The sequence below is a fragment of the Kocuria sp. GQ42 genome (assembly GCF_059758435.1).
In genome coordinates, this window is record NZ_JCAXEN010000001.1 from 1 (window position 1) to 20,278 (window position 20,278).

The window sequence follows — 20,278 nt, forward strand, 5'->3', positions numbered from 1 at the left end:
CCGGGGGCCAGGGCCCCGCCGAGCAGGATCGCGGCGGCGCCGAGGGTGGGGGCCAGGGCCACGGTGCCGGGGAACCGGGTGTCGGGCCCGATCAGGAAGGGGGTGGCGAGGATCGCGGCCAGTCCGGCCCAGCCCAGGACCACCCCGGTCACCCGGGCCGGGGCGGTCCGGCGCCGGGACGCCGTGCCCGGGGTGCCGGTGGTGAGTATCAGGGCTGCCATGGAGCCCAAGGCGAACTCCCACAGCCGGGTCAGGGTGCTGAAGTAGGCCGCCTCGGGCCCGGCCGCCGTCGCCACCACCGACCAGGCCAGGGAGCCGGCGAACACCGCGGCGAACACGGCCCAGGCGACCGGCCGGAACCCGATCCCCATCCGCCGGGCCGTCACGGCGGCCCCGGCCAGCAGCAGCGGCCACACCAGGAACACCTGGCCCTGCACCGACAGCGACCACATGTGCTGCAGCGGGGTCGTGGCCGCGGAGTTGCCGGCGTAGTAGTCCACGGCCTGATCGGCCAGGACCCAGTTCACGACGTAGAACAGTGACCCCCAGGCCTGGGTCAACAGGTCGGCCCACCGGCTGGGCGGGAACCAGAGGAACACCGCGGCGAGCACGGCCAGCAGCAGCACCGCCACCGGGCCCAGCAGCCGAGCGAAGGTCCGGGTCCAGTAGGCCGGCAGTTCCAGGGGGCGGCCGTGCTCGATCCGGCGGGCGAAGGAGCCGGTGAGCAGGAACGCGGAGAGCACGAAGAACACGTCCACCCCGCCGGAGACCTTCTCGGTCCACACGTGGAAGACCACCACCAGCAGCACCGCCACCCCGCGCAGACCCTGCAGGTCCGGGCGGTGGGCGGTCCGCGGGGACGGGCTGCGGAGGACCGCCACGGGCGCGGCGGCGCAGCTCGTCGAGCGCTCGCTCATCGCCGGAGCCGCTGCTCCAGCATCGCGATGAACTCGTCCGCCTGGGCCAGCTTCCTGGCCAGCCGGTCCCGCTCGGGGTGGGCCCGCTCGAGGTAGTCGGCGAGCCGGGCCTCTGCGGGCTCGTCGGCGCCGAGCAGCTCGAGCAGCTCGGCCATCTCCTCCAGGGAGAAGCCGAGCGGCTTCATCCGCTTGATGTGGGTGAGCCGCTCCACGTCCCGCTCCGTGTAGACGCGGAACCCGCCCTCGGTGCGCGAGGCCGGCAGCAGGCCCACCTCGTCGTAGTGGCGGATGGTGCGCAGGGACAGCTCGGTCCGATCGGCGAGCTCGCCGATCTGCATGGTGCCTCCGCGGACGCGCTGCGGCATCGAACGACCTCCAGGAATCAGGGGACCCCGAGTCTACCAACCGCCCGGCCCCGCCCCCGGGGCCGGGACCGGGCGGTCGTTGGGCTCAGGCGTCGACGACGACGACCGTCACCAGCGGGGCCCGCCGGTAGGCGCGCTCGAGGTGGCGGGAGACGGTCTCGGCGATGATCGACTCGAGCTTCTCCAGGTCGGCGACCTTGGACGTGGCCGGGCGCGCCAGGGCGTTCTTCACCTTGTCGGCGGCCCCGTCGAAGACGTGCTCGTCGTGGACGAAGCCCTTCGCGAGGAACTCCAGCGGCTCGGCGAGCGCGTTGGTATCGGCGTCGACGATGGCCACGACCGTGACCACGCCGCCCTCCTGCAGCAGCCGGCGCTCCACCAGGGTCTCCTCGGTGACCTTGCCCACGGTGTGGCCGTCGACGTAGACCAGACCGGCCTCCACCTGCCCGGAGATCCGCGCCCGGCCGTCGACGAGGTCGATGACGGTGCCGTCCCGGCCGATCAGCACGTTCTCCGGGTCGACACCGGTGCGGACCGCCAGCTCGGCGTTGGCGTGCAGGTGCTTGGACTCCCCGTGCACGGGCAGCACGTGGGTGGGCTTGACGATGTTGTAGCAGTAGACCAGCTCCCCGGCCGAGGCGTGGCCGGAGACGTGGACCTTGGCGTTGCCCTTGTGCACGACCTTCACGCCGAGGTCGGTGAGCTTGTTGATGATGCCGTAGATCGCGTTCTCGTTGCCCGGGATCAGCGAGCTCGCCATGAGCACCGTGTCCCCGGCGTTGAGCTGGATCTGGTGCGTCTCGTTGGCCATGCGCGAGAGCGCGGCCAGGGGCTCGCCCTGGGACCCGGTGCACACCAGGGTGACCTTGGCGTCGGGCATGGACTGGAGCTTCTTGAAGTCGACCACCAGCCCGCGCGGGATCTTCAGGTAGCCCAGGTCCCGGGCGATGCCCATGTTCTTGACCATGGACCGGCCCACGAAGGCCACCTTGCGCCCGTGGGCGTGGGCGGCGTCGAGGACCTGCTGGATGCGGTGGACGTGGCTGGCGAAGCTGGAGACGATGATCCGCTTCGGGGCGGTGGCGAAGACCTGGTTGATCGCCGGCGTCAGCTCCTGCTCCGAGGTGGTGAAACCGGGGACCTCGGCGTTGGTGGAGTCGGTGAGGAACAGGTCCACGCCCTCGTCGCCCAGGCGCGCGAAGTGGCGCAGGTCGGTGATCCGGTCGTCCAGCGGGAACTGGTCCATCCGGAAGTCCCCGGTGTGCAGCACCAGCCCGGCGTCCGTGCGGATCGCCACGGCCAGGCTGTCCGGGATCGAGTGGTTGACCGCGACGAACTCGCACTCGAACGGGCCCGCCTTGTGGGTGTCCCCGGCTTCGACGTGGACCGCCTTCGGGGTGATCCGGTGCTCCTTGAGCTTGGACGTGATGAACGCCAGGGTCAGCTCGGAGCCGATGACCGGGATGTCCGGGCGCTCCTTGAGCAGGTACGGCACGCCCCCGATGTGGTCCTCGTGGCCGTGGGTGAGCACGATGCCGACGATGTCGCCCAACCGGTGCCGGATGGAGGTGAAGTCGGGCAGGATCACGTCGATGCCGGGCTGGTGCTCCTCGGGGAACAGCACCCCGCAGTCGACGACGAGCAGCTTGCCGGCGTGCTCGAAGACGGTCATGTTGCGTCCGATCTCGCCCAGACCGCCCAGCGGGGTGATCCGCAGGCCCCCGGAGGGCAGCGGGGGCGGGGACTTGAGCTTGCGGGAGGAAATGGTCAAAGGATTCCGCTTTCATCGTGGGTTCAACGTGGGGTGGAGCAAGGTCGTGCGGGCGGCTCGCGTCGAGCCGGGGCCGCGTCCGGGACCTGACGGCCCCGAGAAGTCTGGGACAACTCTAACGTCGGGTCAGGGTCGCGGCGGACCGCCGGGCGGCGCGGACGGGGAACGGACCGCCCCGGCGGGGGCCCGCGGGAGGCGGTGACCGGTCATCGGCGAGGCGGGAAGGGGCTCGGCGCGGGTCCTCCGCGCGCTCGCGGCGGGACAGCGGGAGGGCGTCAGTCCAGCGGGACGTCGAGGCACTGCTCGTCGTCGCGCCACGTGCACCGCGTGCCGAGCGCGGCGCTGAGCCGCTCCATCCGCCGTGCGATGCCCCGGGCCTCGGCGGTGGCCGTCCTCGCCCGGAGGTCCTCGATCACCGTGGGGTGCAGGCGCAGGCGGCGGGGCAGGCCGTCCCGGACGTCGAGCAGGAAGACGAAGGACTGGTCGTTGCGCTCGTCCGGACGGACGGCGTAGTCGTCGACGAAGTCCCCGGCGCCGTAGACCACCGGCCGGCCGCGGTGCACCTCGACGCCGCGGAAGATGTGCGCGGAGTGGCCGAAGACCACGTCCGCCCCGGCCTCCACCAGCGCGCGGGCGAACGCGCGGTGCTCCGGCGGCACCTGCGCGCCCCAGTTGGGCCCCCAGTGGGCGGAGACGACGAGGAGGCCGGTGCGCTCCCGGGTCCGCCGGACGAGCTGCAGGAGGTCCCGCGCGCGGTCGTCGGCGAGGTCGACGGGCACGTGGTGGACGCCGGGGGACGCGGGGCCCGCCGCCCAGCCCGGCTCGTTGTCCGTGAAGGCGAGGAAGCCCACCTCGGTCCCGGCCCGGGTGCAGACCGCGGGGCGTCGTGCCGCCTCCGCGTCCGGGCCCGCCCCGGTGTGCAGGATGCCGTGCTCGTCGAGCAGGGGGAGCATCTCCCGCATGGCCTCCACGCCGTGGTCGAGCACGTGGTTGTTCGCCAGCGAGACGACGTCGACGCCGGCGGCCTCCAGGCTCGCGACGTTCTTGCGGTCCGAGCGGAAGTGGAACCTCTTGCCGGGCCAGGGCGGGCCGTCGTCGGCGAGCACGCACTCGAGGTTCGCGAACCGCAGGTCCGCCTGCGCGAGCAGGGGGAGGACGTCCCCCCACGGATGGGCCGGGCCCTCGTGGCGCAGCCGCTCGTCGACCAGCCGGCCGAGCATGACATCGCCGACCAGTGCGATCCGCATGAGCCGCCTCCTGTCCGGACGCTCCCATCGTGACCCCTGGGCTGTGGACGGACAAGAGCGGCCGGTGGTGGCCGTCCCGGTCACGGGGACCACGCGGCTCCGCCGGCGCCGCCCGCCCGGGAGGCAGGAGACGCCGGCGGTCACCGGTCACCGGCCCAGATCGGCCCAGTCGGTCATCCGGGCGCTGTTCGCCACGGCCGGGCGCAGCTGCGCCGGCTCCGGCAGGAGCACGGACAGGTCGGAGACGGCCTGATAGGCCCAGGAGGGCCCGGTGCGCACGGGCGAGGGGGCGGGGACGCCCCCCGTGCGGTGCAGGCGGGTCGCGTAGCCCAGGATGAGCAGGCCGGCCACGGCCAGGCCGACGCCGACCCAGGCGGGGGAGCGGTAGCCCCAGCCGGCGGTGATGACGGCGCCGCCGAGGAAGGCGCCCATGGCGTTGGCCAGGTTGAACGCCGCGTGGTTCATGGCGGCGGTCAGGGACGGGGCGTCCTTGGCCTCGCGCAGCAGGCGCATCTGCAGCGCGGTGCTGAAGAGGGCGCCCATGGCGCCGATCCACAGCACGCCGAGCACGGCCGCGACCGCGGAGTGGGCGAACAGGCCGAAGAAGGCCAGGGCCACGCCGGAGACCGCCCCCGCGCCCAGGGCGGTCTTCTCGATGGACCGGTCCAGCAGCGGGCCCGCCAGCAGGGAGCCCGCGGTCATGCCCACGCCGTACACGGCCAGCACCCACGGCACCATCGAGATGTCGAGGCCGCTGAGCTCGGTCAGGATCGGGGAGACGAACGTGTAGACCGCGAACATGCCGCCGAAGCCGACCGCCCCGGCCAGCAGGGTCAGGGCCACCTGGGGCCGGCCCAGGGCACGGACCTCCTGGGCCACGGAGACGCCGCCGCCCTTGCGGGTGCGGGGGATCCAGAGGGCGAGGGCCGCGACGGTGAGCAGGCCGATGACCACCACGAGCCCGTACCCGGCCCGCCAGCCCAGGCTCCCGCCGAGCACGGCGGCCAGGGGGACGCCCACGATGTTGGCGACCGTCAGGCCGAGCGCCACGCGGGCCACGGCGGTGCCGCGCCGCTCGCGCGGCACCAGGGAGGAGGCCACCACCGCGGCGACCCCGAAGTAGGCGCCGTGGGGCAGACCGGAGAGGAAGCGCGCCACGTACAGCCACTCGAGGGACGGCGCGGCCGCGGACAGGACGTTGCCGGCGGTGAAGGCGGCCATGAGCCCGAGCAGGAGCCTCTTGCGCTCCACCCGGGCGGTCAGGGACGTGATGAGGGGTGCGCCGACGACCACGCCCAGGGCGTAGAGGGAGATGGCGTGCCCCAGGGAGGGGATCGAGGCGTCGAGGTCCTCGGCGATGAAGGGGAGCAGGCCCATCGAGGCGAACTCGGTGGTGCCCACGCCGAAGCCGCCGAGGGCGAGGGCGAAGAGGGCGAAGCGGGTGCCGGTGCGGTCCGGGGCGTTGATCACCTGGAGCACGGCAGTGCGAGGTGCGGACATGGCGGATCCTTCCGTGCGGAACAAGGGGGTGCGGGTGGAAGGCGCGTCGTCGGGCCGAACGGGTGGAAACCTCGATGCTACGGAGGATGTCGAGGGCATCCAACGGTTCGGGCCTGTGATCTTGGACAAATCGGGCATCCGTGTGATACGTGTCGCGCTCGGGTTCCAGGGCCTCGTCATGCCGCCCACGGAACCGGGAACCACGACTTCAAGGAGGCGCGTCCCATGACCGACACCCACGCTGCGGGTCCGGACACCGATGTCATCGACATCCTCACCACCGACCACCGGGAGATGCTCGAACTGCTCGGCCAGATCGAGGGCGCCGCGGACGCCGCCCGGCGCAGGGACCTGGCCGACACCGTGATCGCGGAGGTCATGCGCCACGCCGTCGCGGAGGAGATGCACGTCTACCCGGTGATGGAGAAGCACCTGCCCGGCGGCGCCGAGGAGGTCGAGCACGACAAGAAGGAGCACGACGATCTCGTCCGGGTCATGAAGCAGGTGGAGGGCGTCGCCGCCTCCGAGCCGGCGTTCATGGAGCTGATCCGCGAGATGCAGTCGCAGCTGCGGCACCACATCGACGACGAGGAGTCCGACCAGTTCCCGAAGCTGCGGGCGCACATCCCGGCCGAGGACCTCGTGGAGCTGGGCCGGAAGGTGCAGAACGCCAAGAAGGTGGCGCCGACCCGGCCGCACCCCTCCGCGCCGCACTCGGAGCTGTTCCACAAGACCGTCGGGCCCGGCGTCGGCATGGTCGACCGGCTCCGGGACCGGCTGACGGGTCGGAGCACCGGCTAGCCGGGCGACGGTCCCCCGCGGACAGCACGGCACGGACCCCTGCTGGACGAGCGCCTCGCGAGGCTCGCCCGGCGGGGGTCCGTGCTGTTCCACGGGACCACGGTGGGTCGCCGGCACCGAGCGGACACAGCCCCTGTCGTCCGGGAGTTGAGTGCGCTAGACTCAGGTTAGCTGAACTGCCCGGCCGCACCCAATGATGATCGGCGCCGGGCCGGTTCGTCCCCGATCCGTTCCAGAACGTCCCTCGCCAAGGAGCCGCAGTGGAGACCAAGTTCACCACCAAGTCCCAGGAGGCGCTCTCCGCCGCCTCCACCAACGCCTCGACCGCGGGCAATCCGCAGGTCGAGCCCGCCCACCTCCTCAAGGCCCTCATGGACCAGCGGGAAGGTGTGGCCGTCGCCGTCCTGAAGGCCACCGGGGCCGACGTCGACGCCGTCTCCGCGCAAGCCAGCGCCGCCATCAAGGCCCTGCCCTCCGCGTCCGGCTCCTCCACGGCCCAGGCCCAGTTCAACCGGGGCGCGCTGCAGGTCATCCAGGCCGCGGAGCAGTTCGCCCAGTCCCTCGGCGACGAGTACATCTCCACCGAGCACCTCCTGTACGGCCTCGCCCAGCAGGAGGGGAAGGTCGGGGACGTCCTGCGGGGCGCAGGCGCCGGACCCGAGCAGCTGAGGACCGCCGTCCCGTCCGTGAGAGGAGACCGTCGCGTGACCACCGCCAACCCCGAGGGCACCTTCCAGGCGCTCGAGAAGTTCGGCGCCGACCTGACCGCCATGGCCCGCGAGGGCAAGCTGGACCCGGTCATCGGGCGGGACTCCGAGATCCGGCGCGTGGTGCAGGTGCTGTCCCGCCGCACCAAGAACAACCCCGTCCTGATCGGTGAGCCCGGCGTCGGCAAGACCGCCGTCGTCGAGGGCCTCGCCCAGCGCATGGTCGCCGGGGACGTCCCCGAGTCGCTGCGCGGCAAGACGCTGATCTCCCTGGACCTCGGGTCCATGGTGGCCGGCGCCAAGTACCGCGGCGAGTTCGAGGAGCGGCTCAAGGCCGTGCTCGAGGAGATCAAGGACTCGGAGGGGCAGATCGTCACCTTCATCGACGAGATCCACACCGTGGTCGGCGCCGGCGCCGCCGAGGGCTCGATGGACGCCGGGAACATGCTCAAGCCCATGCTGGCCCGCGGCGAGCTGCGCCTGATCGGCGCGACCACCCTGGACGAGTACCGCGAGAACATCGAGAAGGACGCCGCCCTGGAGCGCCGCTTCCAGCAGGTCTACGTCGGCGAGCCCTCCGTGGAGGACACCGTGGCGATCCTGCGCGGGCTCAAGGAGCGCTACGAGGCACACCACAAGGTGCAGATCGCGGACGCCGCGCTCGTCGCGGCGGCCACGCTGTCCAACCGGTACATCCCGGGCCGGCAGCTGCCGGACAAGGCCATCGACCTGGTCGACGAGGCCGCCTCGCGGCTGCGCATGGAGATCGACTCCGCGCCGGAGGAGATCGACCAGCTGCGCCGCGCCGTCGACCGCCTGACCATGGAGGAGCTCGCGCTGGAGCGCGAGACCGACCCCGCGTCCGTCGAGCGCCTCGCCGCGCTGCGCCAGGAGCTGGCCGACAAGAAGGCGGACCTGGACGCCCTCAACGCCCGGTGGGAGGCCGAGAAGGCCGGCCTGAACCGCGTCGGCGACCTCAAGGAGCGGATCGACAACCTGCGCTCGCAGGCGGAGATGGCCCAGCGCCAGGGCGACCTCGCGGAGGCCTCCCGGCTGCTCTACGGGGAGATCCCGGCGCTGCAGAAGGAGCTCGACGCCGCCCAGGAGCAGGAGGACACCTCCGCCCCGCACGACACCATGGTCTCCGAGGAGGTCACGGCCGACGACGTCGCCGAGGTGATCTCGGCCTGGACCGGCATCCCCGCCGGACGCATGCTCCAGGGCGAGACCGAGAAGCTGCTGCACATGGAGGAGGTGCTGGGGAAGCGACTCATCGGCCAGCACCGGGCCGTGCAGGCCGTCGCCGACGCCGTGCGCCGCTCGCGCGCCGGCATCTCCGACCCGAACCGGCCGATCGGCTCCTTCCTGTTCCTGGGTCCCACCGGCGTGGGCAAGACCGAGCTCGCGAAGTCCCTGGCGGAGTTCCAGTTCGACGACGAGCGCGCGCTGGTGCGGATCGACATGTCCGAGTACGGGGAGAAGCACACGGTCTCCCGGCTGGTCGGCGCCCCTCCCGGCTACGTCGGCTACGAGGAGGGCGGCCAGCTCACCGAGTCCGTGCGGCGCCGCCCGTACTCGGTGGTCCTGCTGGACGAGATCGAGAAGGCCCACCCGGACGTCTTCGACATCCTGCTGCAGGTGCTCGACGACGGCCGGCTCACCGACGGGCAGGGACGCACGGTGGACTTCCGCAACGTGATCCTGATCCTCACCTCCAACCTGGGCAGCCAGTTCCTGGTGGACCAGACCATCGAGCCGGAGGCGAAGAAGCAGGCGGTGATGAACGTGGTCAACGCCTCGTTCAAGCCCGAGTTCCTCAACCGGCTCGACGACGTGATCCTGTTCGACCCGCTGTCCACGTCCGACCTGTCGAAGATCGTGGACATCCAGGTCGCCCAGCTCGCCGAGCGCCTGGGCCAGCGCCGCCTGCGCCTGGAGGTCACGCCCGCGGCCACCGAGTGGCTCGGTCTCACCGGCTACGACCCGGCCTACGGCGCCCGGCCGCTGCGCCGGCTGGTGCAGCGGGAGATCGGGGACAAGCTCGCCAGGGCGATCCTCTCCGGGGCGGTCGTGGACGGGGACGCGGTCCGGGTGGACGTCGACGCCGACGTCGTGGCGGACGGGCTCACCGTCACCGCCGTGTCCGAGCGGGCGCACGCCGCGGACTGAGCTGCGGGGCGCGCCGCCGGCCGGCGGGCCGCCGTCGGGGAGACCCGGCGACGGCCCACCGCCGGGGCTCCCGGAGCGCGTTCCGCCCGCCTCCCGTGAGGTTGCCGACAGTCCACCGCGCCGGTCCCGGGCCGGGCGCAACGGGCTGACAAACCATGTACCCTGGTCTCACGAACCATTCATACGACATTTCCGGGGCCGTACTCTGTGCCAGAGTGCCGCCGTCCGGACCAAGAGACAGAGGGGGTCACGCCATGGGGCGCGGCCGTCAAAAGGCGAAGGCGACACGGCAGGCGCGGGAGATGAAGTACTTCAGCCCGCAGACCGACCTCACGGCACTCCAGCGGGAACTGCGCGGCAGCGAGCAGATGCCCCCGCTGCGGGAGCCGGTCCAGGAGACCGTCGAGGAGGACGAGGACGACTACTCGGCCTACGTCGACAAGTACGCCGACGACTACGACGAGGACTTCCGCCGGTAACCACCGGGAACTCCGCTCGTCTCCACCGCACGACGCAACAGGGTGCCCGTCCAGGACGAGCACCTTCTTCGCGTCCCCGCGAACAGCGAACGCCCCGCCGGCCGGCGGGGCGTTCGCTGTTCCTCCGGGGCTCTCCGGGCCGGATCAGCCCGTGTAGGCGTTGACCATGCGCACCGCGCCGCCGTCCACGCCCTTGGCGCCCTGCACCCAGTCGGGCCCGCCGTGGTCGGCGTCCGGGTCGATCCCGTCCACGGTGCCCATGACCCACGAGGGCAGGCCCCGGGCCGTGAGGTGGGCCACGGCGGCGTCGGCCACCGACGGGTCGACGATCGCGACCATGCCCACGCCGAGGTTGAGGGTCCGCTCGAGGTCGGGCAGGGGGACGTTGCCGAGCTGGCTGATCAGCTGGAAGATCGCGGGCAGCTCCCAGGTGCTGCGGTCCACCGTGGCCTCGAGCCCGGCGGGGAGCACCCGGGCGAGGTTCGCGGCGAGGCCGCCGCCGGTCACGTGGCTGAAGCCGCGGACACCGCGGCCGGTGGTCCGGTCCGCGCCGTTCACGGGGAAGGCGGCGGCGAGGTCGAGGACGTCGGCGGCGTAGACGCGGGTGGGCTCCAGCAGCTCCTCGCCCAGGGTGCGGCCGAGCTCTGAGACCTGCCGGTCCAGCGACCACCCGGCCACGTTGATGACCTTGCGGACCAGGGAGTACCCGTTGGAGTGCAGGCCGGAGGAGGCCATGCCGATGACCACGTCGCCGGCGCGCACGCGGTCCGGGCCCAGCAGCTCGTCGGCCTCGACCACGCCGGTGGCGGCCCCCGCCACGTCGTACTCGTCCGGGGCCAGCAGGCCCGGGTGCTCGGCGGTCTCGCCGCCGACCAGGGCGGTGCCGGCCTGCTCGCAGGCCGCGGCGATGCCGCGCACGATGTCCGCGATCCGCTCGGGCACCACGCGGCCCGTGGCGATGTAGTCGGTCATGAACAGGGGCTTGGCGCCCACCACCACGATGTCGTCCACGACCATGCCCACGAGGTCGAAGCCGATGGTGTCGTGCACGTCGAGGGTCTGGGCGATCGCCACCTTGGTGCCCACCCCGTCGGTCGAGGTGGCGAGGTAGGGCTTGCGGTAGGCGAGCAGCTCCGAGACATCGAAGAGTCCCGCGAACCCGCCGACCCCGCCGATCACGTTGGCGGTGTGCGTGGCCTTGACCGCGCTCTTCATGAGCTCGACGGCGCGGTCTCCCGCCTCGACGTCCACGCCCGCGCTGGCGTAGGTGACGGTGCGGTTCGTGGAGGAGGGGGGCTGGGCCATGTCAGGCGTCCTTCGCGGTCTCGGGCTGGGCGGCGTGCTGGGATCCGGGCCTGGCGGGCCCCGTGGTCGTGCGGGCGGCGGGGACCCGGTCCTCCGGCAGGATCAGGTCCTCGAGGTCGGCGTCGGGCCCGGGGTCGCACCCGGTGGAGGTCTCCTGGACGCCGGGGTCCTCGTCGGAGATGCTGGTGCGCTCGGCGGGCCGGCGGGAGAGTCCGTCCGTGGCCGAGGGGCGGGTGTCGATGGACACGGCGGAGGCGTGCTCCGGCCGCTGCGCCACGGCGGATCCGCCCGGGGCGCGGCGGGGGGAGGAGTCCACGGGCGTGCGGGCCTCGAAGACGTTCTTGCCCAGCTTGTCGGCGTCCGGCAGCCGGGTGGGGTACGTCCCGGAGAAGCACGCGGTGCACAGCTCGCCGCGCTCCTGCAGGGTGGCCGCGATCATCCCGTCCTCGGAGATGTAGCCGAGGGAGTCGGCGCCCAGGGACGCCCTGATCTCCTCGACCCCGAGCCCGTTGGCGATCAGCTCCGCGCGGGAGGCGAAGTCGATGCCGTAGAAGCACGGCCACTTGATGGGCGGGGAGGAGATCCGCACGTGGATCTCGGCGGCCCCGGCCTCCCGCAGCATCCGGATGAGGGCCCGCTGGGTGTTCCCGCGCACGATCGAGTCGTCGATGACCACGAGCCGCTTGCCCGCCACCACGGACTTCAGGGGGTTGAGCTTGAGCCGGATGCCCAGCTGGCGGATGGTGTCCGAGGGCTGGATGAACGTTCGTCCTACATAGGCGTTCTTGACCAGGCCGTTGCCGAACGGGATGCCGGACTCCTCGGCGTAGCCGATGGCGGCGGGGGTCCCGGACTCCGGGGTGGGCATGACGAGGTCTGCGTCGATGCCGTGCTCCCGGGCGAGCCGGCGGCCCATCTCCACGCGGGACTCGTACACGGAGCGGCCGTTGATGGTGGTGTCCGGGCGGGCCAGGTAGACGTACTCGAACACGCACGCGGCGCGGCGGGTCTCGGCGAAGCGCTGGGAGCGCAGGCCGTGCTCGTCGATCACCACGAACTCGCCGGGCTCGATCTCCCGGACCAGGGACGCGCCCACGATGTCCAGCGCCGCGGTCTCGGAGGCCACCACCCAGCCGCGCTCGAGCCGGCCGAGGACCAGCGGCCGGATGCCCTGCGGGTCGCGGGCGGCGTAGAGGGCGTTCTCGTCCATGAACGCCAGGCAGAAGGAGCCCACGAGCTGGGGGAGCAGGTGCATGGCCGCGTCCTCGAGGGAGCCGTGCGGGTGCTCGGCCAGCAGCGCGGTGACCAGCGCGGTGTCCGTGGTGTTGCCCTGCGCCATCTCCCCCTGGGAGGGGAACCCGGACTTGTCGATCAGCTTCTCGTAGAGCTCCGCCGAGTTGGTGAGGTTGCCGTTGTGCGCGAGCGCCACGGTCCCGTGCGGGGTGGCGCCCAGCGTGGGCTGGGCGTTGGCCCAGTGGGACCCGCCCGTGGTCGAGTACCGGCAGTGGCCCACGGCCAGGTGCCCGGTCAGGGTGGTGAGGGTCGCCTCGTCGAAGACCTGCGAGACGAGGCCCATGTCCTTGTACACGGCGATGCGGTTGCCGTCGCTCGCGGCGATGCCGGCCGACTCCTGGCCGCGGTGCTGCAGGGCGTAGAGGCCGTAGTAGGCCAGTTTCGCGACCTCCTCGCCGGGGGCCCACACGCCGAACACGCCGCACGCGTCCTGGGGGCCCTTCTCTCCGGGGAGCAGGTCGTGGCTGAGTTGTCCATCAGGGCGAACCACGTCGATCAGCCTTCTCTCGAGCTTCGGGGGTCGGTGGGCCGGGGCGCGTCGCCCGTCGCCCCGGACGGGGCGTCGTCGTCCCCGTCCACGACCTCGGTGGTGACGGCCCGCGCCCGGGCCACGGAGACCCGGTCCAGCACGAGGGCCAGGACGGCGCCGGCCGCCAGGCCCAGGACCGTGCAGACGGAGACCATGAACAGGGTCACGGCCCCCTGGGTGAACTCCGCGCTTCCTCCGCCGGACAGCCCCACGAGCACGCCCACCACGGCGCCGAGGACGCCGCCGAGCAGGACGAACGCCCAGATGTTCGGGGCGCGGCGCAGGGTCATCTGCTGGCTGCCGGAGGCGGCCAGCGGCACGGCCGCCCGCACCCGGCGGCGCCGGCGCGGGAGCTTCCGCGAGGACGGGCGCGCGGAGGGGGAGGAGGGAGTGGAGCTCATGCCCTCAAGGCTACCGGGGAAACAGGGGGAGGGCGTCCGCGAGATCGGTCCTTGTGCCCGAGGCCACAGCGGCCCCCGAGGCGACGGCCTCCGGCCAGGTCACGGCCCCCGTCACCAGGCCGAGCCACGTGCGGGCGTCGGTCTCGACGACGTTGGGCGGGGTCCCGCGGGTGTGCCGGGGCCCCGCCACGCACTGGGTCACGCCGAAGGGCGGGACGCGCACCTCCACGCTGTTGCCGGGCACCCGCTCGGCGAGCTCCTCGAGGGTGTAGCGCACGGCGGTGGCCACGGTCCGGCGCGGGGTGCCGTCCGGGTCCGCGCGCCAGGCGCTCAGGGCCAGGGTCCCGTCCGCGGGGTCGACGCGGCGGCGGGCCACGGCCTAATCCTGCCCGAGCGCCCGGACCAGCTCCGGGCCGAGCAGCTCCAGGAGGGGGTCCGCCAGGCGGAGCCGGCCCACGGGGTGGGACCCGCCCATGACCGGGCGCACCACCTGCCCGATCACCGCGGCGGCCGCCGCGGAGGGCACGGCCCCGGCGTGGGCGAGCAGGGCGAGGCCGATGAGCGCGTTGGCGCGGGACCCGCCGTCGAGGACCTTGAGCGCCACGGACCACCCGGTGCGGGTGCCGAGCGCGAGCACGCCCTCCGCGCCGAGCTTCGCCACGACGTCCAGCTCCTCCATGACCACGGTGTTGTACCTGCCCCGCCCGTGCACGAGCTCCGGGTAGTCGAGCATGCACTGGGAGACCGTGGCGGCGCGGGCGTCGGCGTCGAGGTTGCCCGCGGCCCGGCCCAGCGTCGAGTACGCCCGGGCGAGGCCGGTCAGGGAGATCGCCGCGAGGGGGGCGCCGCACCCGTCCACGCCCACGTGGGCCACGCGCTCGCCGGAGAACTCCTCGACGGTCTCCAGCACGGTCCGCTGCAGGGGGTGCTCGGGGTCCAGGTAGCTGTCCGTGGGCCAGTCGTTCTCGGTGCAGGCCCACAGGAACGCGGCGTGCTTGCCGGAGCAGTTCATGCAGATCCGGTTCTTGCCGCGGCCGGCCCGCACGAGCTCCGTGCGGACCTCCTCGTCCTCGGGCCAGTCCGGCGGGCACTGGAGCGCGTCCTCGGTCAGGCCGGCGGCCGTCAGGATCGAGCTCACGGCGTCGAGCTGCTCGAAGGAGCCGATGTGGGACGCGGAGGCGATGGCCACCTGGGCCCCGCGCAGCGGGACGCCGGCCTTCATGGCGGCGATGGTCTGGAACGGCTTGAGCGTGGAGCGGGGGAAGATCGGGGTGCCGATGTCGCCCAGTTCGACGGCCACGGCCCCGTCCGGGTCCAGGACCACGGCGGAGCCGCGGTGGCGGGACTCGACGAAGCCGCTGCGCTCGAGCACGGCGAGGTCCACGGCACGGTCCGAGGTGAAGGTCTGCATCGCCCCAGTATGTCAGCGGGGACGGGAATTCCCGGCGGGGCCGGGGCCGTGCCCGCATGCCGGGAACGATGTGCCACTTCCCGGTGCCGCCAACTAGCCTGAGGGCGTGAAGGTTCTGGTACTGGGCCCCGGAGGCCGCGAACACGCAATCATCCGCGCACTGCTGGCAGATCCCGAGGTCGAGCAGGTGCACTGCGCGCCGGGCAACGCCGGGATCGCGCAGCTCGTCCCGGTGCACGCCGTGGACGCCGACGACCCCGCCGCGGCCACCGCGCTGGCACGCGAGCTCGCGGTGGACCTCGTCGTCGTCGGCCCCGAGGCCCCGCTGGTGGCCGGGGTGGCCGACGCCCTGCGCGAGGCCGGCTTCCTCGTCTTCGGTCCCTCGCGGGCCGCGGCGCGGCTCGAGGGCTCCAAGGCGTTCGCCAAGGAGGTCATGGCCTCCGCGGGGGTGCCCACCGCGATGGCGCGGGTCGCGACCACGGAGGAGGAGGCCGCCGACGCCCTCGACACCTTCGGCGCCCCATACGTGGTCAAGGACGACGGGCTCGCCGCCGGCAAGGGCGTGGTCGTCACCGCCGACCGCACGGCGGCGCTCGAGCACGCCGCCGCCTGCTTCGCCGCGGGCGGGAGCGTGGTGATCGAGGAGTTCCTCGACGGGCCCGAGGTGTCCCTGTTCGTGCTGACCGACGGCTCCCGCGTGATCCCCCTGAGCCCCGCGCAGGACTTCAAGCGGATCCACGACGACGACGAGGGCCCCAACACCGGCGGGATGGGCGCCTACACGCCGCTGCCGTGGCTGCCGCAGGGCTTCGTGGAGGAGGTCGTGGAGCGCGTGGCCCGCCCCACGGTCGACGAGATGCGCCGCCGCGGCACCCCGTTCGTGGGCGTGCTGTACTGCGGGCTGGCCGTGACGACCCGCGGTCTGCGGGTCATCGAGTTCAACGCCCGGTTCGGGGACCCCGAGACCCAGGCCGTGCTGGCCCGGCTCACCACCCCGCTCGGGCGGCTGCTGCACGACGCCGCCGCCGGGCGGCTCGACGAGGCCGAGCGGCTGCGCTGGCGGCCCGAGACGGCCGTCGCGGTGGTCGTCGCCGCGCAGGACTACCCGGACAGCCCCCGGAAGGGCGACCCGATCGGCGGGCTGGAGGACGCCGAGGCGCTCGAGGGCGTGCACGTGGTCCACGCCGGCACCGCGGTGGCCCCGGAGGGCGAGCACGCCGGGCGGATCGTCTCCGCCGGCGGGCGGGTGCTCGCCGTCGTGGCCCTCGGCGCGGACCTCGACGACGCCCGCGAGCGCGCCTACCGGGGCGTGGGGCTCGTGGCGCTCGAGGGCTCGCAGCACCGCACCGACATCGCGCTGAAGGCCGCCCGGGGGCTGGTCACCGTTCCCGGCGCCTCCGCCCCCCGTCCCCGTCAGGAGCAGGCATGAGCGAGCAGGGCACCGTCACCACCCCACCCGAGATCCCCGGGTGGAGGCACATCTACTCGGGCAAGGTCCGGGAGCTCTACGTCCCCGACGAGTCGCGGCTGCGGGCCACGGGCGTGGCCATCTACGACGACGCCGAATACCGGGCCGGCTCGGTCCTGGTGCTGGCCACCGACCGGATCAGCGCCTTCGACGAGATCCTCCCCACGGAGATCCCGGACAAGGGCAAGATCCTGACGCAGCTGTCCCTGTGGTGGTTCGAGCAGCTCGCGGCCGTGCCCAACCACGTCCTGTCGACCGACGTGCACGAGTCCGTCCGGGGGCGGGCCATCGTCTGCAAGAACCTGTCGATGTTCCCCGTCGAGTGCATCGCCCGCGGCTACCTGACCGGTTCCGGCCTCAAGGACTACCGGGAGACCGGTGAGGTCTGCGGGATCGAGCTGCCCCCGGGGCTCGTGGACGGCTCCCGGCTCGCCGAGCCGATCTTCACCCCGACCGGCAAGGCGGAGGTGGGCGAGCACGACCTCCCCATCACCTTCCAGGAGATGGCCGACGGGGTGGGCCACGCGGTGGCGGACCGGCTGCGCGAGCTGACCCTGGAGATCTACACCGCCGCCGAGCGGATCACCCGCGAGCGGGGGATCATCGTGGCGGACACCAAGGTGGAGTTCGGCCTGGACTCCTACCGCGGTGCGATCACCCTCGGGGACGAGGTCCTCACCCCGGACTCCTCCCGCTTCTGGGACGCCGAGACCTACGAGCCCGGCAAGGCCCAGCCCTCGTTCGACAAGCAGTACGTGCGGGACTGGCTGCGCTCGGACGAGTCCGGCTGGAACGGGACCGGCCCCGTGCCCCCGCTGCCGGAGCAGGTGGTGGAGCGGACCCGCGCGCGCTACGTCGAGGCGTTCGAGCGGCTCACCGGCCGCACCTTCGACCCGGACGGCAACTTCTTCGAGGTGGCCGGCCCGCTCGAGTACTGACGCCGGCGCCGGGCGGCGTCAGGCGCCGGGGGAGTCGGGCGTCCACAGGGCGCGGCCCATGTCCACGCGCACGAGGTGCCGGTCGTCCTCCCGCAGGGGAGTGCCCTCCTCGCGGTACCGGTCCCGGGCCTCGGCCTGCAGGTGGTCGGCGAGGGTGCCCTGCACGGTGACCACCCGCCACCACGGGAGGTCCTCGCCGGTGGGGTTGCGCGCCATGAGCGTGCCCACGAGGCGTGCGGAGCGGCACTCCGCGAGCTCCGCGACGTCCCGGTAGGACAGCACCCGGCCCGGCGGGATGGCGGCCACGACGTCCGCCACGCGCCGTGCCAGACCGGGGTCCGGCTCGGCGCGCTCGGTCACAGGGCTTCCCTGCGGTCCACCGGCAGGCACACGTCGAGGACCCACTGGCCGTCCGCGGCACCGCTCTCGGCGTGACCGCCCAGCAGGGAGACACGTTCCGTGATGCCCCGCAGGCCGAGCCCCGAGGACATCTCCGAGGAGTGGTCGCCCGTGCGCTGGGTGCTGCGCGGCATGGGGTTCGCCACGCGCAGGCACAGCTCGTGCTCGTCCGCCGTCACCTCGATCCGGCAGCGGGAGCCGGCCGGGGCGTACTTGATGATGTTGGTGACCGCCTCCTGCAGGATGCGGGCGGCCGTGCCGCGCACCGTGGTGGGCATGGCCTCGAGGTCGCCCGTGATGACCACCTCAGGCTCGAAGCGCAGGTCCCGCAGGCTCGCCGCGAGGGACGTGACCACGTGCTCCAGACTGCCGATGGCCAGGCCGGCCCCCGTGACGTCGCGGGGATGCTCCTCGTCGTTCTCGTTGCGCAGCAGACGCAGCAGCACCCGCAGCTCGTGCAGGGCCGAGCGCGCGGCACCCTCCACGGTTTCGAGGACCTGATGCAGCTCGCCGACGTCGCCGGAGCGGCGCCGGCTCATGGTCTGCATAGTGATGAGGGTGAGCTCGTGGGCGACGACGTCGTGCAGGTCGCGGGCCAACGCCTGCCGCTCGTCCTCCCGGAGCCGCACATTGAGGATCTCGAGGTCCCGGACCCGTTGCTCACTGCGTCGCCGCTGCTGCGCGAAGTAGCGCACGGCACCTCCGACGAGGGTCACCACGAGCAGGGGGATGAGCAGATTCCAGAAGACGGTCCCGTCGAACCCTCCCTCGCGGACCGACGCGGCCGCAACGATCCAGGCGAAGTAGACGAGGAGATGAACCCTGATGAACCGGTCCGTCGCAGTAGCCAGGACGGACACCGTCACCACGGCGGCGGCGATGATCGCGGCCCCGTTGTCGTGCAGGATCAGCGATGAGATCAAGCAGGAGATCGACGCCACGGACGCCCAGGTGGACCGCCATGCAACGAGACCGATGACGGCATATGACAGGACGCTGTCCACGGCGAACATGATCTCCAGAGGTGCAGAACCATTGAAGTTGCTGAGCAGATACCGCAGATCGTCCATCATGGTCACGAGGGCAAAAAGGACGAGCACCGCGGACAGCCACCAAGCAAGAGGCTCGGCGTGGAAGAACGAGGTCTTCTCGGCTGTGCGCGGTGCGCGTTCCAACGATGCAGTTACATTAGCCACACCTGAAGTGATACCTCATCGGCAGATCGCGGGCCACCAGCCACACACCACGTAACGCGGTGCGGCGTTCGCAGGGGCGATGGGGACGGCCACCAGGGTGGCGGCAACGAGCGTGGCGGCGATGGCGCTGTGGATCTTCTTCTTCATGGGGGGCTCCTTGGATCACGAGGACAGCACCGGATCGGGGGGTGGCGGCCGGGGTGGGGGAGAGATCTCCCGGCTGCCAGGGGGGCGTGCTGCCCTGGTGCATTCCATTTTGCCAACGTTAACCGAACGAACCTATCGACCTTTGTCCAGACCATTTGTGACTTTTGTCGATTATGACGTGTTGCACTTTGGGGGACATCGAAAAATAGACTGTGCGAGTGACTGAATGCAGAGTGCTCGTCGTGGACGATCAGCCGTTGATGCTGGAGGCCCTGAAGTCCTTCTTCTCCGCTGAGCCCGGGTTCGAGGTGATCGGGACGGCGTCCAACGGACGGGAGGCCGTCGACCGATGTCTGGCGATCGACCCGGACGTGGTGCTGATGGACATGAAGATGCCCGTGATGGACGGGATCGAGGCCACCCGGGAGATCACCTCGCGGAGCCCCCGATCCAAGGTGCTGGCCCTCACCACGTTCTCCACGCTGGAGTTCGTGGTGCCGGCTCTCCGGGCCGGTGCGGCCGGCTACCTCGTCAAGGACGCCCGGCCCGACGAGATCATCGACGCGGTGCACCAGGTGCTCAACAACGAGATCGCCCTCTCCCCGGCGATCGCCCGGGCGCTCGCCGACAACGTCATCTCCGTGCCGGATCAGCAGCAGCCGGCGCGTTCGGCGGACAGCGGGCTGCGCTCCCTGCTGACCGACCGGGAGATGGAGACCGTGACGCTCCTGGCGCAGGGTCTGAGCAACCGGGAGATCGCCGAGCAGATGCACGTCTCCGAGGGCAGCGTGAAGGCCTACCTCGGGCGGGTCTGTGAGAAGTTCGGCGTCCGCGACCGGGTGCAGGCGCTGATCAAGGCGTACCAGAGCGGGCTCGTGGATCCGCAGCTGCGCGATCTCTGAGTCACTGGCCCCCTCGACGGTCCCGGGTCCGGACGGAAGTCCAGGAGAGTTGTAGACGAAAGTGCATTCATCTGCATTAGCAAACCCGGCATAGTGATCAGTGCGAGCAGAGAAGAAAAGTCGGTGGATGAGTGAGAGACATCCCCACGGTGCACGGCCCAACCCCCCCCATGAGGCCGAGCTCCGGACCGGATGGTCCACCGACCTGCTCACGGTAGGGGGCCGCCCCGGGACAGTCCCCCCTGGACCCGGGATGTGGCCGCGCAAGGCCTGGATCACCTTGCACCCCCCCCCTCGGCCGATGGCCCCCTACCGTGCAACATCTGCTCCGCG

19 protein-coding genes are annotated in these 20,278 nt (G+C 72.2%); 6 read left to right on the forward strand and 13 right to left on the reverse strand.

Annotated elements, in window-relative coordinates; translation table 11 throughout:
• The 5 genes from AC6CH6_RS00005 to AC6CH6_RS00025 all read right to left on the reverse strand — a co-directional run.
• Positions 1-917 (reverse strand): acyltransferase family protein (locus tag AC6CH6_RS00005; protein ID WP_498253616.1); only part of this gene is annotated, 917 nt, incomplete at its 3' end.
• The gene (locus tag AC6CH6_RS00010; protein WP_017832581.1) at positions 914-1,282 is read right to left on the reverse strand and encodes a MerR family transcriptional regulator; all 369 of its coding nucleotides are present in this window, start codon (positions 1,280-1,282) and stop codon (positions 914-916) included. The genes AC6CH6_RS00005 and AC6CH6_RS00010, both read right to left, overlap by 4 nt.
• An 85-nt stretch (positions 1,283-1,367) precedes the next feature.
• Positions 1,368-3,053 (reverse strand): ribonuclease J, encoded by a 1,686-nt coding sequence (locus tag AC6CH6_RS00015; RefSeq protein WP_095650384.1) that lies wholly within the window; start codon positions 3,051-3,053, stop codon positions 1,368-1,370.
• 275 nt (positions 3,054-3,328) lie between these two features.
• Complete coding sequence (locus AC6CH6_RS00020) at positions 3,329-4,300, reverse strand: CapA family protein (protein WP_498253617.1); 972 nt, start codon at positions 4,298-4,300, stop codon at positions 3,329-3,331.
• A gap of 147 nt (positions 4,301-4,447) precedes the next feature.
• Complete coding sequence (locus tag AC6CH6_RS00025) at positions 4,448-5,800, reverse strand: MFS transporter (RefSeq protein WP_480154651.1); 1,353 nt, start codon at positions 5,798-5,800, stop codon at positions 4,448-4,450.
• A 225-nt stretch (positions 5,801-6,025) separates the two neighbouring features.
• Between AC6CH6_RS00025 and AC6CH6_RS00030 the strand changes: the two genes are divergently transcribed.
• The 3 genes from AC6CH6_RS00030 (at position 6,026) to AC6CH6_RS00040 (ending at position 9,956) form a co-directional block, all read left to right on the forward strand.
• Complete coding sequence (locus AC6CH6_RS00030; protein ID WP_498253618.1) at positions 6,026-6,601, forward strand: hemerythrin domain-containing protein; 576 nt, start codon at positions 6,026-6,028, stop codon at positions 6,599-6,601.
• A 260-nt stretch (positions 6,602-6,861) separates the two neighbouring features.
• Complete coding sequence (gene clpB / locus AC6CH6_RS00035; RefSeq protein ID WP_498253619.1) at positions 6,862-9,477, forward strand: ATP-dependent chaperone ClpB; 2,616 nt, start codon at positions 6,862-6,864, stop codon at positions 9,475-9,477.
• Positions 9,478-9,731: 254 nt separating this feature from the next.
• Entirely contained in the window at positions 9,732-9,956 is a 225-nt protein-coding gene (locus tag AC6CH6_RS00040; protein ID WP_031282554.1) for a DUF3073 domain-containing protein, read from the forward strand.
• Between the two features lie 144 nt (positions 9,957-10,100).
• Here AC6CH6_RS00040 and purM read toward each other — a convergent pair whose 3' ends face one another.
• From purM to AC6CH6_RS00065, 5 genes are read right to left on the reverse strand one after another with little or no spacing between them, the layout of a single operon-like run.
• Positions 10,101-11,261, reverse strand: a complete 1,161-nt coding sequence (gene purM, locus AC6CH6_RS00045) for a phosphoribosylformylglycinamidine cyclo-ligase (RefSeq protein ID WP_498253620.1) — start codon at positions 11,259-11,261, stop codon at positions 10,101-10,103.
• A gap of 1 nt (position 11,262) precedes the next feature.
• The gene (gene purF / locus AC6CH6_RS00050) at positions 11,263-13,044 is read right to left on the reverse strand and encodes an amidophosphoribosyltransferase (RefSeq protein WP_498253621.1); all 1,782 of its coding nucleotides are present in this window, start codon (positions 13,042-13,044) and stop codon (positions 11,263-11,265) included.
• 5 nt (positions 13,045-13,049) lie between these two features.
• Positions 13,050-13,484, reverse strand: coding sequence for a hypothetical protein (locus tag AC6CH6_RS00055; RefSeq protein ID WP_498253622.1), 435 nt, complete (start codon positions 13,482-13,484; stop codon positions 13,050-13,052).
• 10 nt (positions 13,485-13,494) lie between these two features.
• Positions 13,495-13,860: a sterol carrier family protein gene (locus AC6CH6_RS00060; protein ID WP_017832571.1), complete on the reverse strand. Its 366-nt coding sequence runs from the start codon at positions 13,858-13,860 to the stop codon at positions 13,495-13,497.
• A gap of 3 nt (positions 13,861-13,863) precedes the next feature.
• A complete protein-coding gene (locus AC6CH6_RS00065; protein ID WP_498253623.1) occupies positions 13,864-14,895 on the reverse strand; it encodes an asparaginase in 1,032 nt (343 codons plus the stop codon).
• 106 nt (positions 14,896-15,001) lie between these two features.
• Here AC6CH6_RS00065 and purD point away from each other — a divergent pair, with 106 nt between their 5' ends.
• Both purD and AC6CH6_RS00075 read left to right on the forward strand, forming a co-directional pair.
• A complete protein-coding gene (gene purD, locus AC6CH6_RS00070; RefSeq protein WP_498253624.1) occupies positions 15,002-16,324 on the forward strand; it encodes a phosphoribosylamine--glycine ligase in 1,323 nt (440 codons plus the stop codon).
• Positions 16,321-17,301: a phosphoribosylaminoimidazolesuccinocarboxamide synthase gene (locus AC6CH6_RS00075; protein WP_498253625.1), complete on the forward strand. Its 981-nt coding sequence runs from the start codon at positions 16,321-16,323 to the stop codon at positions 17,299-17,301. Before purD ends, AC6CH6_RS00075 begins: the two co-directional genes overlap by 4 nt.
• A gap of 18 nt (positions 17,302-17,319) precedes the next feature.
• Here AC6CH6_RS00075 and AC6CH6_RS00080 read toward each other — a convergent pair whose 3' ends face one another.
• Genes AC6CH6_RS00080 through AC6CH6_RS00090 form a run of 3 tightly spaced genes read right to left on the reverse strand, consistent with a single transcriptional unit; the run spans position 17,320 to position 19,043 of the window.
• Positions 17,320-17,661 carry an MGMT family protein gene (locus AC6CH6_RS00080; protein WP_109268199.1) on the reverse strand — a complete coding sequence of 114 codons (342 nt, stop codon included), beginning with the start codon at positions 17,659-17,661 and terminating at the stop codon, positions 17,320-17,322.
• Positions 17,658-18,875, reverse strand: coding sequence for a sensor histidine kinase (locus tag AC6CH6_RS00085; RefSeq protein WP_498253626.1), 1,218 nt, complete (start codon positions 18,873-18,875; stop codon positions 17,658-17,660). Before AC6CH6_RS00085 ends, AC6CH6_RS00080 begins: the two co-directional genes overlap by 4 nt.
• Before the next feature lie 36 nt (positions 18,876-18,911).
• The gene (locus tag AC6CH6_RS00090; protein ID WP_017832565.1) at positions 18,912-19,043 is read right to left on the reverse strand and encodes a hypothetical protein; all 132 of its coding nucleotides are present in this window, start codon (positions 19,041-19,043) and stop codon (positions 18,912-18,914) included.
• A 218-nt stretch (positions 19,044-19,261) separates the two neighbouring features.
• On the opposite strand from AC6CH6_RS00090, the gene AC6CH6_RS00095 reads away from it, so the two are divergent.
• On the forward strand, positions 19,262-19,945 hold the full coding sequence (locus AC6CH6_RS00095; protein WP_368830584.1) for a response regulator transcription factor: 684 nt from the start codon (positions 19,262-19,264) through the stop codon (positions 19,943-19,945).
• The last annotated feature ends 333 nt before the right edge of the window (positions 19,946-20,278 follow it).

Excerpts from the sequence above, each read along its gene's own strand:
- AC6CH6_RS00040 (WP_031282554.1), top strand. The coding sequence starts at position 9,732 with ATGGGGCGCGGCCGTCAAAAGGCGAAGGCGACACGGCAGGCGCGGGAG.
- AC6CH6_RS00090 (WP_017832565.1), bottom strand. The coding sequence starts at position 19,043 with ATGAAGAAGAAGATCCACAGCGCCATCGCCGCCACGCTCGTTGCCGCC.
- AC6CH6_RS00010 (WP_017832581.1), bottom strand. The coding sequence starts at position 1,282 with ATGCCGCAGCGCGTCCGCGGAGGCACCATGCAGATCGGCGAGCTCGCC.
- AC6CH6_RS00030 (WP_498253618.1), top strand. The coding sequence starts at position 6,026 with ATGACCGACACCCACGCTGCGGGTCCGGACACCGATGTCATCGACATC.
- purM (WP_498253620.1), bottom strand. The coding sequence starts at position 11,261 with ATGGCCCAGCCCCCCTCCTCCACGAACCGCACCGTCACCTACGCCAGC.
- AC6CH6_RS00025 (WP_480154651.1), bottom strand. The coding sequence starts at position 5,800 with ATGTCCGCACCTCGCACTGCCGTGCTCCAGGTGATCAACGCCCCGGAC.
- AC6CH6_RS00075 (WP_498253625.1), top strand. The coding sequence starts at position 16,321 with ATGAGCGAGCAGGGCACCGTCACCACCCCACCCGAGATCCCCGGGTGG.
- AC6CH6_RS00055 (WP_498253622.1), bottom strand. The coding sequence starts at position 13,484 with ATGAGCTCCACTCCCTCCTCCCCCTCCGCGCGCCCGTCCTCGCGGAAG.
- AC6CH6_RS00020 (WP_498253617.1), bottom strand. The coding sequence starts at position 4,300 with ATGCGGATCGCACTGGTCGGCGATGTCATGCTCGGCCGGCTGGTCGAC.
- AC6CH6_RS00065 (WP_498253623.1), bottom strand. The coding sequence starts at position 14,895 with ATGCAGACCTTCACCTCGGACCGTGCCGTGGACCTCGCCGTGCTCGAG.